We start from the raw sequence: 18,300 nt of genomic DNA on the forward strand, positions 1-18,300 counted from the left end.
GTCACGTGCTCGTTCGCTGGGAAGGGCGGACGTCACGGGGGCGGTGGGAGCTCGCCGGAGCCGCGGACGATCAGCCGGGTGGGCACCACCTGCCTGCGCGCCTTGGACCGGTCGCCGTCCAGCCGTGACAGCACCAGTTCCGCCGCCGCGGCCCCCATCCGCGCCGGGTTCTGCGCCACCACCGTCAACGGCGGGTCGAGGACCTCGGCCAGCGGCAGGTCGTCGAACCCGACCAGCGCGACGTCCGTGCGCCGCGCCCGGGCCAGTGCCACCACCGCTCCCATCGACGCGAGGTTGTTGGCCGCGAACAGCGCCGTCGGCGGGTCGCCCAGTGTCAGCAGTCGCAGGGTGGCCCGGGCCGCGGCGTCCTGGTCGTGCCCGGTCTCGACGAGGGAGCGGTCGAACGGCAGCCCCGCCCGGTCGAGGGCGTCGCGGTAGCCCTGGAAACGTTCGCGGCGGGTGTAGAGCGAGGCGGGCAGGTCGCCCACGAAACCGATGCGGCGGTGGCCGTGCGCGATCAGGTGGGCGACGCCGGCCCGCGAGCCCTCCCGGTTGGCGCTGACGACGCTGTCGGCGGTCAGTCCCACCGCCGGGCGGTCGAGGAAGACGATCGGCAGCCCGGCCACCCGCTCGCCCCGCAATCCCCGGTGCTCGCTGGTGGCCGACGGGACGATCATGAGGGCGCTCACCCTGCGGGCCAGGAACGTCGTGACCAGCGACTGCTCCAGGGCGGCCGTCTCGCTGGACGAGCCGACGATGAGCGTCAGCCCGCGGGACCTGATGGCGCTCTCGACGCCGCCCGCGACCGTACCGAAGAACGGGTTGCCCATCTCGGGGATGATCAGGCCGATCGCGGCGTCGCGCGCGCCGACCCGCATGTTGCGGGCCATCAGGTTGGGCTGGTAGCCGAGCTTCTTGACGGCCGCCAGGACGCGCTCGCGGGTCTCGACGGCGACCGGGCCGTCGTCGTTGAGCACCCGCGAGACCGTCTTGGCGGTGACGCCGACCTCGCGCGCCACATCTGTCATCGTCGGACGCCGCATCCCGCCCATGCTAGTGGCCCGTCCCCGCAGGCGGCGGAGCCCCCGTACGGGACCGCACCCCGGCGGCCGGGCCCGGCGGGGCGCTCGTACCGGATCGTGTCACGACAGCCCGATCGCCTCCGCCGCGTCCCTGTCCTTCACCACGGACTTGCCGTCCGACACCTGGATGGCGCCGGTCATGATGGCGACCACCTCGGCCATGCTGTGCTCACCCGGGACGATCTCGGCGACCCTGCGGCCCAGGCGCTGGATGTGCACGCGGTCGGCGATCTCGAAGACGTGCGGCATGTTGTGGCTGATCAGCACCACCGGCGTGCCGCGGTCGCGTACCTGCCTGATCAGGTCGAGCACCTGGCCGGACTCCTTGACGCCGAGCGCCGCCGTGGGCTCGTCCATCACCACGACGTTCGTGGCCCACGCGACCGCCCTGGCCACGGCGACGCCCTGGCGCTGACCGCCCGACAGCGACTCGACCGGCTGAGTGAGCGAGCGCAGCCCGATCTTGAGCTCGGCCATGTGCTTGGCCGACTCCTCACGCATGCGCTTCTTGTCCAGCATGCGGAAGACCCGCCCGAGGATGCCCGGTTTCCGGAGTTCCCGGCCCAGGAACATGTTCGTCGCGATGTCGAGCGAGGCGGCGACCGCGAGGTCCTGGTAGACGGTCTCGATGCCGTGCCTGCGGGCGTCGAGCGGGTCGCGGAACCGCACCGGCTTCCCATCGAGCAGGATCTCGCCGGAGTCCGGCTGCAGCGCGCCGGTCAGCGCCTTGATCAGGCTTGTCTTGCCGGCGCCGTTGTCGCCGATGACCGCGAGCACCTCGCCGGGCATCAGGTCGAAGTCGGCGCCGTCGAGCGCGGTCACGTGGCCGTACTTCTTGACCAGGCCGCGCGCCTGGAGCACGGGTTCGGTCATCGGGTCCTCCTGCGGGAGAGCTGGTCGACGGCGACGGCGAGGATCACCAGGATGCCCGTGATGAGGGTCTGGTAGATCGACGGTACGCCCATCAGCTGCAGGCCGTTCCTGAACACCCCCACGATGAGCGCACCGACCAGGGTGCCCAGCACCATGCCCCGGCCGCCGAACAGGCTGGTGCCGCCGAGCACGACCGCCGTGATGCTGTCGAGGTTGTCGGTCTGGCCGGCCTGCGGGTCGCCCACGCCGGTACGCGAGACGAGCAGCAGGGCCGCGATGCCGTACACGAAGCCGGCCAGCGTGTAGACGCCCACGGTCAGCCGCCGCGTCCTGATGCCGGTCAGCCGGGCCACCTCGGGGTTGTTGCCCAGCGCGTACACGTGCCGGCCCCACGCGGTCGAGCCCAGCAGGTACGCGAACAGCAGGAACAGCAGGATCGTCAGCAGCGAGCCGTAGGTGACGTTCGTCTGGCCGACCTGGAACGTCTGCCCGAGGAACGTCAGCAGCGGCGGCAGGTCCGTGATGGTCTGCTCGCCGGAGTAGATGTGGGTGAGCGCGAACGCCACGTTCAGCATGCCGAGCGTCACGATGAACGGCGGCAGCGAGATCCGCGTCACCAGCAGCCCGTTGACCAGCCCGAACCCGGCGCAGACCGCGAGCCCGGTGGCGACCGCGAGCAGCGCGGGCAGACCGCTGTCCACCGCCAGCTTCGTCATCACGATGCCGCCGAACGCCATGATGGCGCCGTTGGCCAGGTCGATGCCCGCGGTGAGGATGATCAGGGTCTGGCCGATGGCCAGCGTGCCGACCACCATGACCTGCTGAATGATCAGCGAGAAGTTCGCGCCGGTGAAGAACTGCTCGGTGTTGAGGCCGAAGTACAGGCAGGCCAGCAGGAGCGCGGCCAGCGGGCCCGCGACGGGGGTGCTGATCAGGCGGCGCGGCAGCGACGCTTCCATCACGGCCACGTTCAGCCCCAGCAGTTCGCCAGGCCGAAGGCGGTGTCCTCGGCTTCGACGCCGTCGGCCGCCTGGTCGGTGATCAGCGTGACACCGGTGTCGGTGTAGCCGGTGGGTTTCTGGCCGCCCTTGGCGTACGCGGCCACCGCTTTGACGCCGTCCTCGGCCATCTTGAGCGGGTACTGCTGGCTGGTCGCGGCGATCTGCCCCGACTGCACGGCCTTGACGCCGGTGCAGCCGCCGTCCACGGAGACGATCAGCACCTCCTTCTCGCGGCCCTTGGCCTTCAAGGCGGTGTACGCGCCCAGCGCGGCGGGCTCATTGATGGTGTAGACGAGGTTGATGTCAGGGGCCTTCTGCAGGCAGTTCTCCATCGCGGTCTGGCCCTTGGCCTGGTCGCCCCTGGTGTCCTGGGAGCAGACCACGGACGGGTCGCCCTCCTGGATGCCGAACCCCTTCAGGAACCCGTCGTGCCGCAGCTTGCCGACCGTGATGCCGGGGGCCAGGTCCAGGGTGGCGATCTTGGCGGGCTTGCCGGCCATGGCGGCCTTGGCGTACCGGCCGATCAGCTCGCCCGCCTTGAGGTTGTCGGTGGCGAACAGCGCGTCGGTGGCCTCCTGCGGCTCCGTGGGAGTGTCGAGCGCGATGACGAGCACACCCGCGTCACGCGCCTTCTTGATCGCCGGGACGATGGCCTTGGTGTCGCTCGGGGTGATGAGGATGCCCTTCACCCCGGCGGCGACCATGTTCTCGATGGCGGTGATCTGGGCGGCGTTGTCGCCGTCGAACTTGCCCGCCGCGCTCATCAGCTCCATGCCGCCGGCCTTTGCCGCCTGCTGCGCGCCCTCTTTCATCTTGACGAAGAACGGGTTGGTCTCGGTCTTGGTGATCAGTCCTACCTTGGGGGTGGCGGAGTCGCCTGCCCCGCCGCTGCCGCCGCAGCCGGTGACGAGAAGCACGGTGACCAGGCAGCCGGCCGAGAGCTTTGCATTCATGGCGCTGTCCTATCAGGGGGGATACGATGTCATCGTTGACATATGTCAACGTTGACATCTGCCGTGCTGCGATGATGGACTCCCATCCGAAATACGTCAATGCCCTGCTGCCGTAACGAATCGGCAACGTGCCAGAAAGGCAGGCCCGATGATCGCCGTCCTGGGCGAGTGCGTCGCCGACAGCTTCACCACCCGCCCCTCCGTCGCCACGCCCCCTGCAGACGACGGTACGGCGGGTCAGGCGCCCCGACCAGACGGCACAGCCGACGCCGTGGAAGGCACGCACGGCGAGGGCAGCACGGGCGGCACGGACGACATGGACGACATGGACAGGCTGGACGGGCTGGCGCTGCGGGTGTTGCCGGGGGGCGGGCCGGCGAACACGGCGGTGGCGCTGGCCAGGCTGGGCACTCCCACCCGGTTCCTGGGCCGCCTGTCACGCGACGTGTTCGGCGAGATGTTCCGCGACCGCTTCACCGCCTCCGGCGTGGACCTGTCGGGGTGCGTCGAGGCCGAGGAACCGAGCACGCTCTCCGTCGCCGCTCTCGACCCGCGCGGGCGGGCCACCTTCACCTTCTACACCGAGGGCGCGGCGGACTGGCAGTGGCGGCCGTACGAGCTGGACGCCGCGCGCGTGGGCCCCTTCAGGTGCCTGCACACGGGTTCGATGGCGCTGGTCGGGAAGCCGGGACGTGAGGCGGTGGAGGAGTTCGCGCGCTCCGCCGCCGGGCATGCCACGATCTCGATCGACCCGAACGTGCGTCCCAGCTTCGCCACCAGGGACGACTATCAGGTCACCCGCTGGTGCGAGTGGACCGACATCCTCAAACTCAGCGACGACGACCTGGACTTCCTGCTGCCCGGCACGTCGATGGAGCGCGCCTGCGACGACTGGCACGCCGCCGGCGCCCGGCTGATCGTCGTCACCAGGGGCGCGGCGGGCGCGCTGGTGTCGGTGGACGGCGAGCGGGCCCACGTGCCGGCGCCGGAGGTGGACGTGGTGGACACGGTCGGCGCCGGTGACGCCTTCACCGCCGGCTTGCTGCACGCCCTGGACACCCAGGGCCACCTGGGCGGGCGTCTCGGCGATCTGGACCTCGCGACGGCGGTGGCGGCGGCCGGGTTCGCCGCCCGGGTGGCGGCCCTGACGTGCTCGGTGGCAGGCGCCAACCCGCCCCGGTCGCACCGCCTCACCACCCCGCCCCCGCGCTGAGCCTGGAGCGGGGGCGCGCGGTCACGTGCCGCGCAGGCCGGCGAAAAGGTCGTCCTCGCGGGCGGGGGCGTCGACCTTGCACAGCTTGCGCTCGAAGGCCTCCAAGGAGAAGGCCTGCTGCTGGAGGTGCTCGGGCATGTCCAGGACGAAGATGTTCTCCCCCTGGCTCTCGTGCGCCTTGAGCGCCTTGAGCTTGCGCTCGGTGTAGGGGCCGACGTCGACGAGGGTGGTGACCCGCTCGTCCGGCGTGCCGAAGTCGCCGGACGGCTCGAAGCCGAGCTCGACACCGTGCTCGCGCAGCAGCTCGAACATCTTCTTCATCTCGGCGCGGGGCATGGCCGTGTAGTAGAACTTCTCGGGGATGCCGGTCGCCTCGACGGCCGCGACCGTGATGCGGTGCGCCTGGACGTGGTCGGGATGGCCGTAACCGCCGCCGCCGGTCTCGTCGTAGGTGACCACGACCTGCGGCCGGTAGCGCACCATCAGCGCGCCCAGCTTGGCGGCCGCCACCTCGACCGGCACGTTGGCGAACGCGCCGGCGTGGGCGTTGCCCTCCCATCCGTCCATGCCGGAGTCGCGGTAGCCGAGCAGCTCCAGGTGGTCGACGCCCAGATGGGTGACCGACTCGCGCAGCTCGGCGAGGCGCCGCTCGGCGACCGCCGCGTCGTCGTGGCCGGCCTCGCCCGGCTTGGCGCCGCCCTCGGCGTCGCCCTGCTCGCCGTTGGTGCAGGTGACCAGGACGGTGCGGACGCCTTCGGCGGCGTAGCGGGCAAGCACGCCGCCGGTGCTCAGGCACTCGTCGTCGGGGTGGGCGTGCACGACCATCAGGGTGAGTTGCCGATCCATGACCCGAACACTAGCGCCCGGCTCCGACAGACCGTACTCGACCGGCCCACGCCGTCAGCGAACCGCCCGCCCTGGCCGAAGAACCAGCACGATCGACGCCGCGCGATCACGCGCGGCCACCGGTCCTCGCCAGCTCGTCCGCGCGGAGCCGGGCGGCCGCGGCGGCGGCGCGGTCGCCGAGGTGATCGGCCAGCGCCGCCTGCTTGAGCCAGTTGTACGGGCTGCACGGCCGCACGTTGATCCGCTCGCTCACCAGCGCCCGCGCGACGTCACGGAGCCCCGCCCGCAGGGCCGCCTCCAGCAGCGTCCTGTGCACGGCGTCCCGCTGCGCGTGGCTGCCCCCGAACTCGTTGACCCGATGCCTGATGGGATGGAGCAGCTCCACCACCGAGGCGTGGTCGCCCCGCCCGAACGCCACGATGGCCCGGCACACCGGCAGCCCGACCTGCAGTGTCATGGAGTGGTTGGTCACGCCGGGACGCGGCTCCCGCGCGTACGCCGCCCGGCTCGCGATCAGCCGCTCGGCGTCGGCGATGCGGCCGGCGCCGACGTACGCCATGACCGCGTGCATGTCGTTGAACGCGTAGAACGGCTCCGCCACCCGCGGCGGCCAGGCGTCGGCCAGCGCGCGCCAGCGTTCGTGCTGCTCCGAGCCCTCCAGGTGCAGGCGCCAGAGCAGGGCGGCGGCGTCGAGCAGCTCCATGCACGACTGCCCGCCCGCCAGCACCGCGTCGTAGATCTCCAGCACCCGTGCCACGTCGCCGGACTCCAGCGCGTACAGGCAGTAGTGCCACCAGGTGTGGACGTTGAAGAACGTGCCGGTGGACCAGTCGGGCAGGCGCGCGTCGAGGTAGCGCAGGCCACGGCCGAAACGGCCCTGCATCTCGTACGTGTGCGCCACCGCGTGGACGCCCCACACGTCGCGCGGGTTCAGCTCGACCGCGCGCAGCCCCACTTCCTCCGACCGGTCGTAGTGGCCCGCCTCTTCGAGGCCGAAGGCGTACATGCCGAGGACGTGCCCGAGGTGCGGGTCGTCGTCGTGCCAGGCGTTCAGTGCGCCGCCGACGCGGTCGCGCAGCGAGCGCGCGTCACCGGTGAGGAAGTCGATCTGGTGGCCCGCGATCAGTGCCAGGGCGTCGCGCGGGTGCTCCACGGTGATCCAGCCCAGCAGTGTGCCGCACCGCAGAAAGTCGCCGTCGAGCAGCGCCTGCACGGCGGCCACGTGCGCGCGCTCGCGGGGGAGCAGCGACGCCCCGCCGCTCGCGCGGCGGAACTCCCCGAACCGTGCCCGCGCCTTGCGCGCGTCGTCGGCCTCGGTGGTGAGCAGCCCCAGGTAGGCCGACAGGACGTTGCCCATCGGGAAGCCGGGGGAGTCGGCCAGCGCCGCCTTCGTCTCAGCGGCGACCTCCACCCGGAAGTGCAGCAGCTCGTCGACGGCCCGGTCGTAGTGCCGCGCCGCGGCGGTGCTCGCCCCGCTCATCGCCAGGCCGTGCTGGTCGTCGGTCACCGGTTCAGAGTAACGGGGGAGACACCCGCCGACCCGCCCGTGGAGGCTGGCTAGTTGAGTTGAACTCAACTAACTTGGGAGTGTGGAGCCTCTGACAGAACGCGCCGCCACCACCCGCCGCCGCATCCTCGAGGCCGCCGCGGCCGAGCTCATCGAGACCGGTGACGTCGAGGTCGCGGCCGTCGCCCGCCGCGCCGGGCTCAGCGCCGGCCTGCCCTACCGCTACTTCGGCACCCGCAGCGGGCTGATGAGTGCCCTGCTCGCCGACTTCTACGAGCGCCTCGTGACCGAGACCGTGCTCGGCCACTTCGACGGCACCACCTGGCTTGACCGCTGGCGGGCCCAGCTCACCGTGTGGGTCGACTGGGTGTACGACGAGCCGCTCGCGCCCGTCGTGCTCGGCCGCATGGTCGGCGACGCCCAGGTCGCCGCCATGGAGGCCCGCTGTGCCCGGCAGGTCATCGCCCTCGGCGCCGAGCACGTCGCCGCCGGTCAGGCCGAAGGGTGCGTCACCCCGGGCCGCGACCCCGGCCTCATGTCGGCCGCCGTCGTCGGCGGGATGCGCTCGATCCTCGCGGTCGTGCTCGACCAGGACCCGCGCCCCGGCCGGGCCGCCGTGCTCCAGGAGATCTGGGAGTTCACCACCGCCGCGCTCGGCGCCGCACGCGCGGAGGCGTCATGACCGGGACGGGGGCGATGTCCGCGCTGCACCGCGACGGCCACCTGGTCCTGCGCGACCTGCTGACGCCGGCCGGCTGCCGCCGCATCCGCGAGGAGCTCACCCCGCTGCTCAGGCCCGCCGGCCGCGACCCGTTCCGGTCGCGGCACACCCACCGCGTGTACGGCGTGCTGCACAACACCCGCGCCACCGACCCCCTCATCGACCACCCCGGCGTGCTCGCGCTCGTCGACCGGCTGCTGCTGCCCAACTTCCTGCTCTCGCAGCTGGAGGTCGTCGAGGTGGGCCCGGGAGCGCCCGCCCGGCCGCCGGCCTACGACGACCGGCACTACCCGGTGCCCCGCCCGCGCCCCGCGCTGTCCGTCGCCGCGCTCTGGACCCTCGACCCGGGCACCACGCTCACGGTGTGGCCGGGCAGCCACCGCTGGGCGGGCCGCCATCCCGCCACGCCGGGCGTGCTGCTGGCGCCCCCGCCGGGCTCCTGCACCCTGCTCCTCGGCACGCTGTGGCACGCGCGGCCCCCGCAGCCGTCCCTGCCGTCCCTGACCGTCACGGCCCACTACTGCGAGCCCTGGCTGCGTACGAGGGAGGCCTTCCTCCTCTCGCCGGGCAGGGACGTCGCCAGGCAGCTGAGCGCGAGGACCCGCCGCATGCTGGGCTACAGCATCCACCCGCCCGAGCTGGGGCTGGTGGACGGCATGCACCCGCACCGGCTCTTCGCCTGAACCCCGGGGCTCGTGGCCTCGCGCCGGGGCCCGCTCAGATCAGGCCGAGGGCCAGCATCGCGTCGGCGACCCGGCGGAAACCGTCGATGTTGGAGCCGGCCACGTAGTCGCCCGGCATGCCGTACTCGTCGGCGGTCTGCAGGCAGCGGTCGTGGATGTCGCGCATGATCTCCTCAAGCCGGCGCTCGGAGAACTCGAACGTCCACGAGTCGCGGCTGGCGTTCTGCTGCATCTCCAGCGCGCTGGTCGCGACGCCTCCCGCGTTGGCCGCCTTGCCGGGGCCGAAGGCCACGCCCGCCTCCAGGAACACCTTGATGCCCTCCGGCGTGGTGGGCATGTTCGCGCCCTCGCCGACCGCGATGCAGCCGTTGCCGACCATGACCGCGGCGTCGCGGCCGGTGATCTCGTTCTGCGTGGCGGACGGCATCGCCACCTCGCACGGCACCTCCCACACGCTGCGGCCCGCCACGAAGGTGGCGTTGCCGCCGCGGCGCTCGGCGTAGACGTTCAGGCGGCCGCGCTCGACCTGCTTGATCTGCTTGAGCAGTTCCAGGTCGATGCCCTTCTCGTCGAGCACGTAGCCGGAGGAGTCGGAGCACGCGACGACCCGGCCGCCGAGCTGCTCGATCTTCTCTATGGTGTAGACGGCCACGTTGCCGGAGCCCGACACCGCGACGCGCCTGCCGTCGAACGACGTGCCGCGCGCCTTCAGCATCTCGTCCACGAAGAAGGCGCACCCGTAGCCGGTGGCCTCCGTACGGACCTGCGCGCCGCCGAACGCCAGGCCCTTGCCGGTGATGACGCCCGACTCGTACCGGTTGGTGATGCGCTTGTACTGGCCGAACAGGTAGCCGACCTCCCGGCCGCCGACGCCGATGTCACCGGCGGGCACGTCGGTGTACTCGCCGATGTGCCGGTAGAGCTCCGTCATGAAGCTCTGGCAGAAGCGCATGACCTCGCGGTCGGAACGCCCCTTCGGGTCGAAGTCGGAGCCGCCCTTGCCACCGCCGATCGGCAGGCCCGTCAGGCTGTTCTTGAAGATCTGCTCGAATCCCAGGAACTTGACGATCCCCAGGTAGACCGACGGGTGGAAACGCAGTCCGCCCTTGTACGGCCCGAGCGCGCTGTTGAACTCCACCCGGAAGCCGCGGTTGATCTGCACCTCGCCGCGGTCGTCGGCCCACGGCACGCGGAAGATGATCTGCCGCTCGGGTTCGCAGATCCGCTCTATGATCTTCGACTCGGCGTATTCGGGGTTCTTCCCGAGAACCGGGCCGATGCTTTCGAGCACCTCGCGCACAGCCTGGTGGAACTCCGTCTCACCAGGGTTGCGGCGTAGGACGTTGTCGTAGATCGACGACAGCTTCTCGTGCACACGTACTCCCTAGGCTCACTGCATGCGCTCCCTCACTGTAAGGGGCGGCCTGTTGTGAGCTGCACCCGTATGCCCCATTAGGGAAGAAATCGCGCCACCTGTGCGCCTTCAGGCCCGGCCGGTCAGCGGAACGCAAAATCTTCCGCGGACCGCCGGCCGGCGGTCACAGGAGCGCGCGCCGCGCTGTCATAGCTGACGCGGTCGCCCACCGCGATCGCCCGGCCGTATCGGCGCGCGACCCACCAAGGAGGCCCACATGCGGGAGCACCGATCGAACGCCTGGCAGACGGCGGTCACCATCGTGCAGGAGGCGGAGCCGCCGTTCATCCCGGAGGGAGCACATGAGATGACGCTGGTCGTCGAGTTCCCGCCAGGAGATCCCGGTACGCCGCCGCACCGCCACTCCGGGCCCGCCTTCGGTTTCGTGCTGGAAGGCGAGATGCTGCTGGAGCTCGAAGGCGAGCCCGAGCGGGTCGTACGCGCCGGCGAGGCGTTCTGGGAGCCCGGCGGAGACGTCATCCACTACCAGGACGGCAACAACCGCGACGACATCCCGCTCCGGTTCACCGTGACGATGTTGTGCGACCCCGGCGAGCCGATGCTCACCCTGGTGGACGACGACGAGCTCGCCCAGCGAGCCGACCGGCGCGCCGCCCGCCCGGTCTGAGTGCCCGCCCGGGCACGGGCGGGCACGGGCGGGCACTGTCAGTCGCGGAGGAGGAGCGGGGCGAGGCGGGCCAGGTCGTCGACGGCGCCGGTCAGGTCGGCCGTCAGCGAATGGAGCACGACGTGGTCGGCGCCGGCCGCCAGCTGCTCCCGCGCCCGCGCGGCGATCGCGGCGTCGTCGCCCCAGGCCACGATGGCGTCGATGAGGCGGTCGCTGCGCTCACCGTCGAGGTCGGCGTCGCCGTACCCGAGCCTGCGGTAGTGGGCGGTGTAGTGGTTCTCGCGCGCACCCATCGTGACGAGGTCGCGGATCCGCCGCCGGGCGCGGCCCGCGTCGGCGTCGCGGACGACGGCCTGGTGCGGGATGAGCAGGGGGCCGGGGCCGAGAGCGTCGCGCGCGGCCCGGGTGTGCTCGACGGGTTGCAGGAAGGGGTGGACTCCGCCGGCCCGCTCGCCGGCCAGCCGGTGCGCCCTGGGGCCGAGGGCCGCGAGCACGCGGGGGTAGCGGACGTCCGGCTGGTGGCGGGTGGCGGCTTCGTCCATGGCGTCAAGGTAGGCGCGGAGCTCGGCCAGCGGGCGCTCGCCGCCGTGGCCGCCGAGACCGAGGATCACGCGGTCCGGGTACGCCTCGGCGAGAGTGGCCGCGCCGCTGTGCGTCGCCTGCGGGTCGCGCCTCCTGATGTTGGCGACGCCGGCGCCCGCGACCAGCCGTTCGGTGGCGGCGAGCATGACGGCCAGCTGGGTGAAGATCTCGCGCCCGGCGGCGGGCGAATCCGCCGGCGGTTCGCCCGTCCACACCGAGCCGTACCCGAGCCGCTCGATCCGCGCGAACTGCTCGCGTTGCGTGTCCACCGGCGTGCGTACCAGCGTCATCGGCATGATCCACACGCCGAATCGGCCGAGGCGGTCCTTGGTCGGGGTCATCGTCACTCCTCGTTTAGCGGAGCCTGCCTCCGCTTATCTGCGATCTAAGATACGGAAGCAGACTCCGGTTTGTGAACCCCTCCAGGAGGCGGACGTGGGCGACACCACCACCAGACGCGCCATGCGGGCCGACGCGCGGCGCAACCGTGACCGGCTGCTGGCCGAGGCGCGCACCGCCTTCCTGGACCACGGCACCGACGCCTCGCTGGAGGACATCGCCGCGCGGGCCGGGGTCGGGGTCGGCACCCTCTACCGGCACTTCCCCACGCGGGAGGCGCTGCTGGCGGAGCTGCTGCGCGAGCGGTTCGACGCCCTGGCCGCCGACGCCCAGAAGCTCGCCGGCCACCCGTCCCCCCGCGAGGCGCTGATCACCTGGACGCTGGACTTCGTGCAGACCACCACCGTCTACCGGGGGCTGACCGCGGCCGTGACGGCCACGCTGAACGACCCCGGCTCCGCCCTGCACGCCTCCTGCGAGATGATGCGCGACGCCGGGACGGCCCTGCTCACCCGCGCGCAGGAAGCGGGCGAGGTGCGCGGCGACATCGCGCCGCTCGAGTTCCTCGCCCTGGTCGCGGGCTCCTCATGGGCGCGCGAGCAAATGGCGGGCGGCGACCTCCACGGAGATCGCCTGCTCCTGCTGCTCTTCCAAGGGCTGGACTGCCCCGACGCCGGGGACCGGCCGGCTCGCTAGTGCCGCGCCGTGGCGGCCGCCGGCGCCGGAGCCAGCACGCTCAGCAGGTCGGCGGCGTCCAGCCGGCGGGCCGCTTCGAGCCCGTACGAATGCAGCGCGTGCACCTGCGCCTCCGGCAGCGCAAGGTCACCGGAGACCAGCACCGCGAGGTCCGTGCCGTCGGGCGGGCCCTCGAACGGCGGCGCCGCGGCCCGTGCGACGAGCCGCGCGGCGAACTCCTCGGCGTCCTCGCCGGGGCGGCGCTCGTACCGGTGGAGTGAGCCGTCGCGGCGGCGTACCACGACGTCGTCGGCGCGGGCGGCCGCGTGCAGGCAGGCCACCTCCCACAGCGTCACCCGTCCGGCGAACGCGCTCTCCATCGCGGCGCCCACCGCGGCCACCTCGCCCGCGCTGCGCGCCACGTTGTGGCCGTAGCCGGCGGCGGACAGGTTGAGGTCGGTCCAACGCATCGTACGCGTCCACAGGTCGGCCACCAGCGGCACGACGATCTTCGCCGCCCCCGCCAGATCGAACCTCTGCCGCACCGCCAGCGGGTCGAACAGCCCCTCCGGCTGCTCCATGAACCCGGCGAAGCCCCGGGGCAACTGCTCGAACGGCACGTCGTTGAAGCTGAACACCACCGGTACGAGGTAGCGGGCGGGCAGGGCGCGTACGTCCACGTCGATGAATTCCGACGCCCCGAGCGGCTCGGGCGCGGAGGTCAGGTCACCCGAGTGCACCAGCCCCTTGCCCAGCCGCAGCCGCGTGTAGTCGCACAGGCCCGCGAAGCGCCAGTCCTCGTCGAACACCGCCACCGACAGGTCGAGGTCCACCCGCACGCCGGGCGGCTCGGCCCAGTGCAGGAAGAACCGGATCCGCTCGGCGCGGGGGATGGGCTGGGTGCTGCCCCGGGCCAGGCGGACGAGCGCCGCGCCCGCCTTACGCTCAGAGGTGGGCGCGACCAGGTCGGCCAGCCCCTCGTCCAGCAGCGCCCGGCGCAGCGGCGGCAGGCCGGCGGCGCGCCGCAGCAACTCTCCCGTCAGCACCCGCTCGGCCGTCAGCGTCACCTCGTCGGGCAGCGTGGGCCGCCGGTCGGGCATGGTCCGGAACCGCGCCGTGCCGCCGCGCGGAAGGAACAACCGGGTGCCGCCGGGCGGCGTCCTGACCTGGCCGAGCGCGGCGATCAGCACCCCGGGCGCGACCCGCCGCACGGCGTCCCCGAGCACCTCCAGAACCGCCCCGCCGCCTGTCGCGTCCCTCTCAGGGAGGGCACCTGGGGCGTACGCCGAGCGCAGCAGGTGGGACAGGCGGCGGAGCAGTTCACCCGGGCGGTGGGAGAGCAGCGTGACGGCGTCGGCGTGGCGGCCCTGCGCCAGCGCCGTCTCCACGCGCGACGCGAACGTCGTCGCCCGCACGCGCCCGTCCCGTATCTCCAGCTCGGGATGCCCGTCCGCCCGCTCCAGCAGGGCGCGGCCGAACGCCGTGCCGGGGTCGAGCCGGGTGCCGCGCACGGCCGCGAACGCCAGCGCCGCCCCGGGGAAGCGGGTGTGCTGCTCGTGCGGGTGCAGGACCTCGGCCATGTGCTTCCACGGCTCGCGGTGGCGCAGCAGGTCCTCCACGAGGTACGGCATCCCGTCCAGGCACGCCAGCACCGCCCGGCGCATCGCGCGGGACAGCGACGTGCGCCGCTCGGGCCGGCTTTCCAGCCCTGGGTCGCCGCCCATCAGCGTGTACAGCACCCGCAGCACGTCCGTCGCGGTGCCGGCGTGGCGGGGCAGCAGCTCACCGGCGCCGTTGCGCAGCGCGTACGCCAGCACCACCGCTCTGGTCTCCTTGACCGGGATGGTCTCGGGCAGCCAGGAGAGCGCCGCGGGCCGGGAGGCGTCCAGCAGGACCTCCAGCTCGGCCCGCTCGTACGCCGCCATGGGGATGCGCCGCGCCAGCATGGCCTCGGCCAGGTCGCGGCAGGCGGCGCCGGGGTCGGCGCACAGCCCCAACAGCACCGTGGTGGTCACGGCCTCGCGGTGCGCAAAGACCTGGCGCTCCGACGGGCGCAGGAAGGGGTCGTCCGGGTCGATCCGCCGGTGGCAGATGGGGCAGGCGCTGAAGTCGGCGCCGTCCCAGCACGTACGGCAGACCAGGTGCGCGCAGGGCGCCACGGGCTGCACGGTCCCGGTCTCGCCGCACAACACGCACGGACGGGCCGGCTCCTGCAGCAGCAGGGCGAACACCCGACGCACGTAGAAGTCGGAGGTGTCGGCCGGCACGCTGTCCGGAAATTTCCGGAACAGTGGCACGTGCGTGGCGTTCGCCCCGACCTCCTCACGCAGGCAGTGCAGCAGCCGCCGCCCCACCCGCGTCAGGTCGGTCATCTCGAGCCCCGCCAGCGCCCCGTACAGCTCCGCCGACATCAGGAACCCGAGCTGCAGCAGCTCGAACTCCAGTGCCGCCACTCCGGACGGCCCGTCCGCGCGCACCATGCCGAGCCGCCTGGGCAGCTTGCCGATCGGTGGCGGCATGGACGATCCGGCGGCCAGCAGCCCGGGCGCGACCAGCCGGCGGCGGCGCAGCAGAATCTCGCCAGGACCCTTCACACGCCCTCCCCCGGGAAGTGAGTAAGGCCGCGCGGGGCACACCCCGCGCGGCCCGCGAGGCGGGGAGCGGGCACGCTGTTCAGTCACATGAGTGAGAAGGAAGCACACCCAGGAGCCGCCTGTCAGGCACCATACGCGAACTGATCACGACATGCCGCAGTTTTTCCGACAGGCTTCGTGTTTTCCGACAGGCTTCGTGACGCCGTTCGCCGACCAGATGTGACCGCTCGTCGTAAAGCTGATCCGGATCCGAAATACGGCATACCGTATGTGTTACGCGTATCTTCGTGGCAATCAGTACGAGGTTCGCGAGTCCCACAGGTTTCCTGAGTCGTTCCCGTACCGTGGCGGCGCCCACGTGGAGCCGGTGGCTGGTGCCGCCCGCCGCGCTCTCCGTGCACCTGGCGATCGGTCAGGCATACGCGTGGAGCGTGTTCAAACCGCCCCTCGAATCCTCGCTCGGCCTGTCGGGCACCCAGAGCGCACTGCCGTTCCAGCTGGGCATCGTCATGCTCGGCCTGTCCGCGGCCTTCGGCGGCACGCTGGTCGAGCGCAACGGGCCGCGCTGGGCGATGTTCGTCTCGATGGCCTGCTTCTCCTCCGGGTTCCTGCTGTCCGCGCTGGGCGTGGCCACGGGTCAGTACTGGCTGGTGGTGCTCGGGTACGGGTTCGTGGGCGGGATCGGGCTCGGGATCGGCTACATCTCCCCGGTCTCCACGCTGATCAAATGGTTCCCCGACCGGCCCGGCATGGCCACCGGCATCGCGATCATGGGGTTCGGCGGGGGAGCGCTCATCGCCTCGCCGTGGTCGGCCCAGATGCTCGGCTCCTTCGGCACCGGCACGGGCGGGATCGCCACGACGTTCGTCGTGCACGGCGTCGTCTACGCGCTCTTCATGTCCATGGGCGTGCTGCTGGTGCGCGTCCCCGCCGACGGGTGGGCGCCGAAGGGATGGCGGCCGCGCGAGGCGGCCACCCGCCGGCTCGTCACCACCGCCGACGTCTCGGCCCGCAACGCCATCCGCACCCCGCAGTTCTACCTGCTGTGGCTGGTGTTGTGCCTGAACGTCACCGCCGGGATCGGCATCCTCGAAAAGGCCGCGCCGATGATCGCCGACTTCTTCTCCGGCACCTCCATGCCGGTCGCGGCGGGGGCGGCGGCGGGCTTCGTCGCGCTGCTGTCGCTGGCGAACATGGCGGGGCGCTTCGGCTGGTCGTCGACCTCCGACCTGATCGGGCGCAAGAACATGTACCGCGTCTACCTGGGCGTGGGCGCGCTGCTCTATCTCGCGATCGCGCTGGCGGGCGACACCTCCAAGCCGCTGTTCATCATCTGCGCGCTCGGCATCCTGTCCTTCTACGGCGGTGGCTTCGCGACGGTCCCCGCGTACCTGAAGGACCTGTTCGGGACGTACGAGGTCGGGGCGATCCACGGCAGGCTGCTCACCGCCTGGTCCACCGCGGGCGTGCTAGGCCCGCTGATCATCAACGCGATCGCCGACGGGCAGGAGGCCGCGGGCCGGTCGGGTCCCGCCCTCTACACCACGTCCCTCTACATCATGATCGGCCTGCTCGCGGTCGGATTCGTCGCCAATGAGCTGATCCGTCCGGTGCACGAGAAGTACCACGAACGGCCACGGCAGGAAAATGTGGCGGGGAAGGGACAAACGGTATGACGGACGCCACGGAATCCGCGGACTCCACGGACGTGACACATCGCCGGACCGGGCTGATGGCGCTGGCATGGGCGTGGGTGGGGGTGCCGTTCGCGTACGGCGTCTACCAGCTGTTCCTCAAGCTCGCCCAGCTCTTCTCCGGCTGAATGATTGATGAAATAAATTCACTTTCCACTGCCGCACCCAGATAATCACGTCTGATTTCCGGTGGACATTCCTTTGAATGACCATCGGATCTCGGAAGTGCAGCGAAAAACGGCAGTGCATTTGGCATTCTGTTGACCGAACGTCGTCACCCGGTCGCAACACGCGGGAAAACGCACCCGGACAAGGAATGCCATGGTCACCTCGGATCTCCTGCTTGGGGCGCTGCTGGGCTGCTGCGCCGTCGTCGTGGTCGGAGGCGTCGTCGTCGCGCTGACGGTGCAGGCCCGCGCCAAGCGCACCGCGCTGCAGGCCAAGGACGTCGCGGAGAAGGCCGCCCGCCACGCCGTACAGGACAAGGCCACCGCCGTCGAGCAGGCCCAGGTCGCCCGCTCGCAGGCACACGCCAACTGGCAGTGGTACGAAGCCGCCCAGTCCGAGGGCGCCAGGCTGGTCGAACGCCTGCAGGCCGTGGCCGACATCGAGGCGAGGGGCTACACCGGCGTCGAGGTCCCCGGCCTGTTACACCCCTATTTCGCCGGCAGCCCGCTCGACAAGCACCACCAGGCCGCCGAAGACCTGCTCCGCGAGGCGGTCGAGATCACCCGCGCCGGCGTGGGCAGCGCGGCCAGAGCCGGCGTGCGGGGCGTCACCGACGAGGCGCAGATGTTCCTCACCCGGCTCCAGCTGAAGATCGACGATGAGCTGCGCGAGTTCCCCCAGGCCGGCGTCTACCACCAGAGCCTCGTCGACATCGACCACCTGGCCACCCAGGCCCTGCACAGCGTGCAGCGCCTGCGCCTGCTGGCCGGGTCGTGGCCGGGCATCCAGCGCGCCGACTGCACCTTCCGCGAGATCATCGAGAGCGCCCGCGGCCGCATCGGCCCCTACAACCGCGTCGAGTACACCTACCTGCCGGAAGTGGGGGAGACGTGGGTCGAGGGCCGCGTCGTCGAGCCCGTCACGGTGGCGCTCGCCGAGCTCATGGCCAACGCCACCAGCTACTCCGACGACCTGGTCAGCGTCTACGTGCAGCAGATGCAGGCCGGCTACCGCATCGTGGTGGAGGACACCGGCCTCGGCATGAACCCGTTCCAGCTGGCCGAGGCCGAACGGCTGCTGTCGCAGCGCACGGCGCTCGACGCGGCCGCGCTGAAGGACGAACGCAAGCTCGGGTTCGCCCTGATCGGGCGGCTCGCGCACGACTACGGGTTCCGCGTCGACGTCAGCGCCCCCTCCACCAGCGGCGGCGTGAAGGCGATGTGCCTGATCCCGCTCGCCCTCATCTGCCAGGGTCCCCGCGTCCAGGCCGATCCGGCCCACTCCGGCGGGGAGCCGCCCGAGCCCGAACCAGCGCCCGCCCCGGCCC

General features: G+C 71.8%; 17 protein-coding genes. 8 read left to right on the plus strand and 9 right to left on the minus strand.

Going from position 1 to position 18,300, the window contains the following annotated elements:
- Positions 1 to 32: 32 nt before the first annotated feature.
- The 4 genes from E1295_RS18725 to E1295_RS18740 form a co-directional block, all read right to left on the minus strand.
- Complete coding sequence (locus E1295_RS18725; protein WP_220448786.1) at positions 33 to 1,043, minus strand: LacI family DNA-binding transcriptional regulator; 1,011 nt, start codon at positions 1,041 to 1,043, stop codon at positions 33 to 35.
- A 99-nt stretch (positions 1,044 to 1,142) separates the two neighbouring features.
- On the minus strand, positions 1,143 to 1,955 hold the full coding sequence (locus E1295_RS18730) for an ATP-binding cassette domain-containing protein (protein WP_132631609.1): 813 nt from the start codon (positions 1,953 to 1,955) through the stop codon (positions 1,143 to 1,145).
- Positions 1,952 to 2,914: an ABC transporter permease gene (locus tag E1295_RS18735; protein ID WP_132631610.1), complete on the minus strand. Its 963-nt coding sequence runs from the start codon at positions 2,912 to 2,914 to the stop codon at positions 1,952 to 1,954. Before E1295_RS18735 ends, E1295_RS18730 begins: the two co-directional genes overlap by 4 nt.
- A gap of 11 nt (positions 2,915 to 2,925) precedes the next feature.
- Positions 2,926 to 3,909 (minus strand): sugar ABC transporter substrate-binding protein, encoded by a 984-nt coding sequence (locus E1295_RS18740; RefSeq protein ID WP_132631611.1) that lies wholly within the window; start codon positions 3,907 to 3,909, stop codon positions 2,926 to 2,928.
- 148 nt (positions 3,910 to 4,057) lie between these two features.
- On the opposite strand from E1295_RS18740, the gene E1295_RS18745 reads away from it, so the two are divergent.
- Positions 4,058 to 5,122 carry a carbohydrate kinase family protein gene (locus tag E1295_RS18745; RefSeq protein ID WP_246080126.1) on the plus strand — a complete coding sequence of 355 codons (1,065 nt, stop codon included), beginning with the start codon at positions 4,058 to 4,060 and terminating at the stop codon, positions 5,120 to 5,122.
- Between the two features lie 21 nt (positions 5,123 to 5,143).
- On the opposite strand, the gene E1295_RS18750 is transcribed toward E1295_RS18745, so the two are convergent.
- On the minus strand, positions 5,144 to 5,968 hold the full coding sequence (locus tag E1295_RS18750; protein WP_132631612.1) for a PIG-L family deacetylase: 825 nt from the start codon (positions 5,966 to 5,968) through the stop codon (positions 5,144 to 5,146).
- A gap of 106 nt (positions 5,969 to 6,074) precedes the next feature.
- Positions 6,075 to 7,475, minus strand: coding sequence for a tetratricopeptide repeat protein (locus tag E1295_RS18755; RefSeq protein ID WP_132631613.1), 1,401 nt, complete (start codon positions 7,473 to 7,475; stop codon positions 6,075 to 6,077).
- Between the two features lie 82 nt (positions 7,476 to 7,557).
- On the opposite strand from E1295_RS18755, the gene E1295_RS18760 reads away from it, so the two are divergent.
- Together E1295_RS18760 and E1295_RS18765 are read left to right on the plus strand one after the other, a co-directional pair.
- Positions 7,558 to 8,157 carry a TetR/AcrR family transcriptional regulator gene (locus tag E1295_RS18760; protein ID WP_132631614.1) on the plus strand — a complete coding sequence of 200 codons (600 nt, stop codon included), beginning with the start codon at positions 7,558 to 7,560 and terminating at the stop codon, positions 8,155 to 8,157.
- On the plus strand, positions 8,154 to 8,879 hold the full coding sequence (locus E1295_RS18765; RefSeq protein WP_132631615.1) for a phytanoyl-CoA dioxygenase family protein: 726 nt from the start codon (positions 8,154 to 8,156) through the stop codon (positions 8,877 to 8,879). Before E1295_RS18760 ends, E1295_RS18765 begins: the two co-directional genes overlap by 4 nt.
- 34 nt (positions 8,880 to 8,913) lie before the next feature.
- On the opposite strand, the gene gdhA is transcribed toward E1295_RS18765, so the two are convergent.
- The gene (gene gdhA / locus E1295_RS18770) at positions 8,914 to 10,254 is read right to left on the minus strand and encodes an NADP-specific glutamate dehydrogenase (RefSeq protein WP_132631616.1); all 1,341 of its coding nucleotides are present in this window, start codon (positions 10,252 to 10,254) and stop codon (positions 8,914 to 8,916) included.
- Between the two features lie 256 nt (positions 10,255 to 10,510).
- On the opposite strand from gdhA, the gene E1295_RS18775 reads away from it, so the two are divergent.
- Positions 10,511 to 10,921 (plus strand): cupin domain-containing protein, encoded by a 411-nt coding sequence (locus tag E1295_RS18775; RefSeq protein ID WP_132631617.1) that lies wholly within the window; start codon positions 10,511 to 10,513, stop codon positions 10,919 to 10,921.
- A 38-nt stretch (positions 10,922 to 10,959) separates the two neighbouring features.
- On the opposite strand, the gene E1295_RS18780 is transcribed toward E1295_RS18775, so the two are convergent.
- Entirely contained in the window at positions 10,960 to 11,844 is an 885-nt protein-coding gene (locus tag E1295_RS18780; protein ID WP_132631618.1) for a TIGR03620 family F420-dependent LLM class oxidoreductase, read from the minus strand.
- Positions 11,845 to 11,938: 94 nt separating this feature from the next.
- Between E1295_RS18780 and E1295_RS18785 the strand changes: the two genes are divergently transcribed.
- Positions 11,939 to 12,538, plus strand: a complete 600-nt coding sequence (locus E1295_RS18785; RefSeq protein WP_220448787.1) for a TetR/AcrR family transcriptional regulator — start codon at positions 11,939 to 11,941, stop codon at positions 12,536 to 12,538.
- Here E1295_RS18785 and E1295_RS18790 read toward each other — a convergent pair.
- Positions 12,535 to 15,111: an MXAN_6230/SCO0854 family RING domain-containing protein gene (locus tag E1295_RS18790; RefSeq protein ID WP_246080127.1), complete on the minus strand. Its 2,577-nt coding sequence runs from the start codon at positions 15,109 to 15,111 to the stop codon at positions 12,535 to 12,537. The two genes, E1295_RS18785 and E1295_RS18790, sit on opposite strands and share 4 nt — an antisense overlap.
- A 287-nt stretch (positions 15,112 to 15,398) precedes the next feature.
- Here E1295_RS18790 and E1295_RS18795 point away from each other — a divergent pair, with 287 nt between their 5' ends.
- The 3 genes from E1295_RS18795 to E1295_RS18800 form a co-directional block, all read left to right on the plus strand.
- Complete coding sequence (locus tag E1295_RS18795; RefSeq protein WP_246080128.1) at positions 15,399 to 16,787, plus strand: OFA family MFS transporter; 1,389 nt, start codon at positions 15,399 to 15,401, stop codon at positions 16,785 to 16,787.
- Positions 16,784 to 16,933, plus strand: a complete 150-nt coding sequence (locus E1295_RS48765) for an MFS transporter small subunit (RefSeq protein ID WP_166427297.1) — start codon at positions 16,784 to 16,786, stop codon at positions 16,931 to 16,933. The genes E1295_RS18795 and E1295_RS48765 overlap by 4 nt, the downstream gene beginning before the upstream one ends.
- Before the next feature lie 193 nt (positions 16,934 to 17,126).
- On the plus strand, positions 17,127 to 18,300 hold a 1,174-nt coding region (locus tag E1295_RS18800; RefSeq protein WP_132631619.1), incomplete at its 3' end, for an ATP-binding protein.

The organism is Nonomuraea mesophila (genome assembly GCF_004352805.1).
Classification (GTDB): domain Bacteria; phylum Actinomycetota; class Actinomycetes; order Streptosporangiales; family Streptosporangiaceae; genus Nonomuraea; species Nonomuraea longispora.

Bases quoted from the DNA above. Each gene is read 5' to 3' on its own strand.
- E1295_RS18725 (WP_220448786.1), bottom strand. From the start codon at position 1,043: ATGCGGCGTCCGACGATGACAGATGTGGCGCGCGAGGTCGGCGTCACC.
- E1295_RS18730 (WP_132631609.1), bottom strand. From the start codon at position 1,955: ATGACCGAACCCGTGCTCCAGGCGCGCGGCCTGGTCAAGAAGTACGGC.
- E1295_RS18735 (WP_132631610.1), bottom strand. From the start codon at position 2,914: ATGGAAGCGTCGCTGCCGCGCCGCCTGATCAGCACCCCCGTCGCGGGC.
- E1295_RS18740 (WP_132631611.1), bottom strand. From the start codon at position 3,909: ATGAATGCAAAGCTCTCGGCCGGCTGCCTGGTCACCGTGCTTCTCGTC.
- E1295_RS18745 (WP_246080126.1), top strand. From the start codon at position 4,058: ATGATCGCCGTCCTGGGCGAGTGCGTCGCCGACAGCTTCACCACCCGC.
- E1295_RS18750 (WP_132631612.1), bottom strand. From the start codon at position 5,968: ATGGATCGGCAACTCACCCTGATGGTCGTGCACGCCCACCCCGACGAC.
- E1295_RS18765 (WP_132631615.1), top strand. From the start codon at position 8,154: ATGACCGGGACGGGGGCGATGTCCGCGCTGCACCGCGACGGCCACCTG.
- E1295_RS18775 (WP_132631617.1), top strand. From the start codon at position 10,511: ATGCGGGAGCACCGATCGAACGCCTGGCAGACGGCGGTCACCATCGTG.
- E1295_RS18780 (WP_132631618.1), bottom strand. From the start codon at position 11,844: ATGACCCCGACCAAGGACCGCCTCGGCCGATTCGGCGTGTGGATCATG.
- E1295_RS48765 (WP_166427297.1), top strand. From the start codon at position 16,784: ATGACGGACGCCACGGAATCCGCGGACTCCACGGACGTGACACATCGC.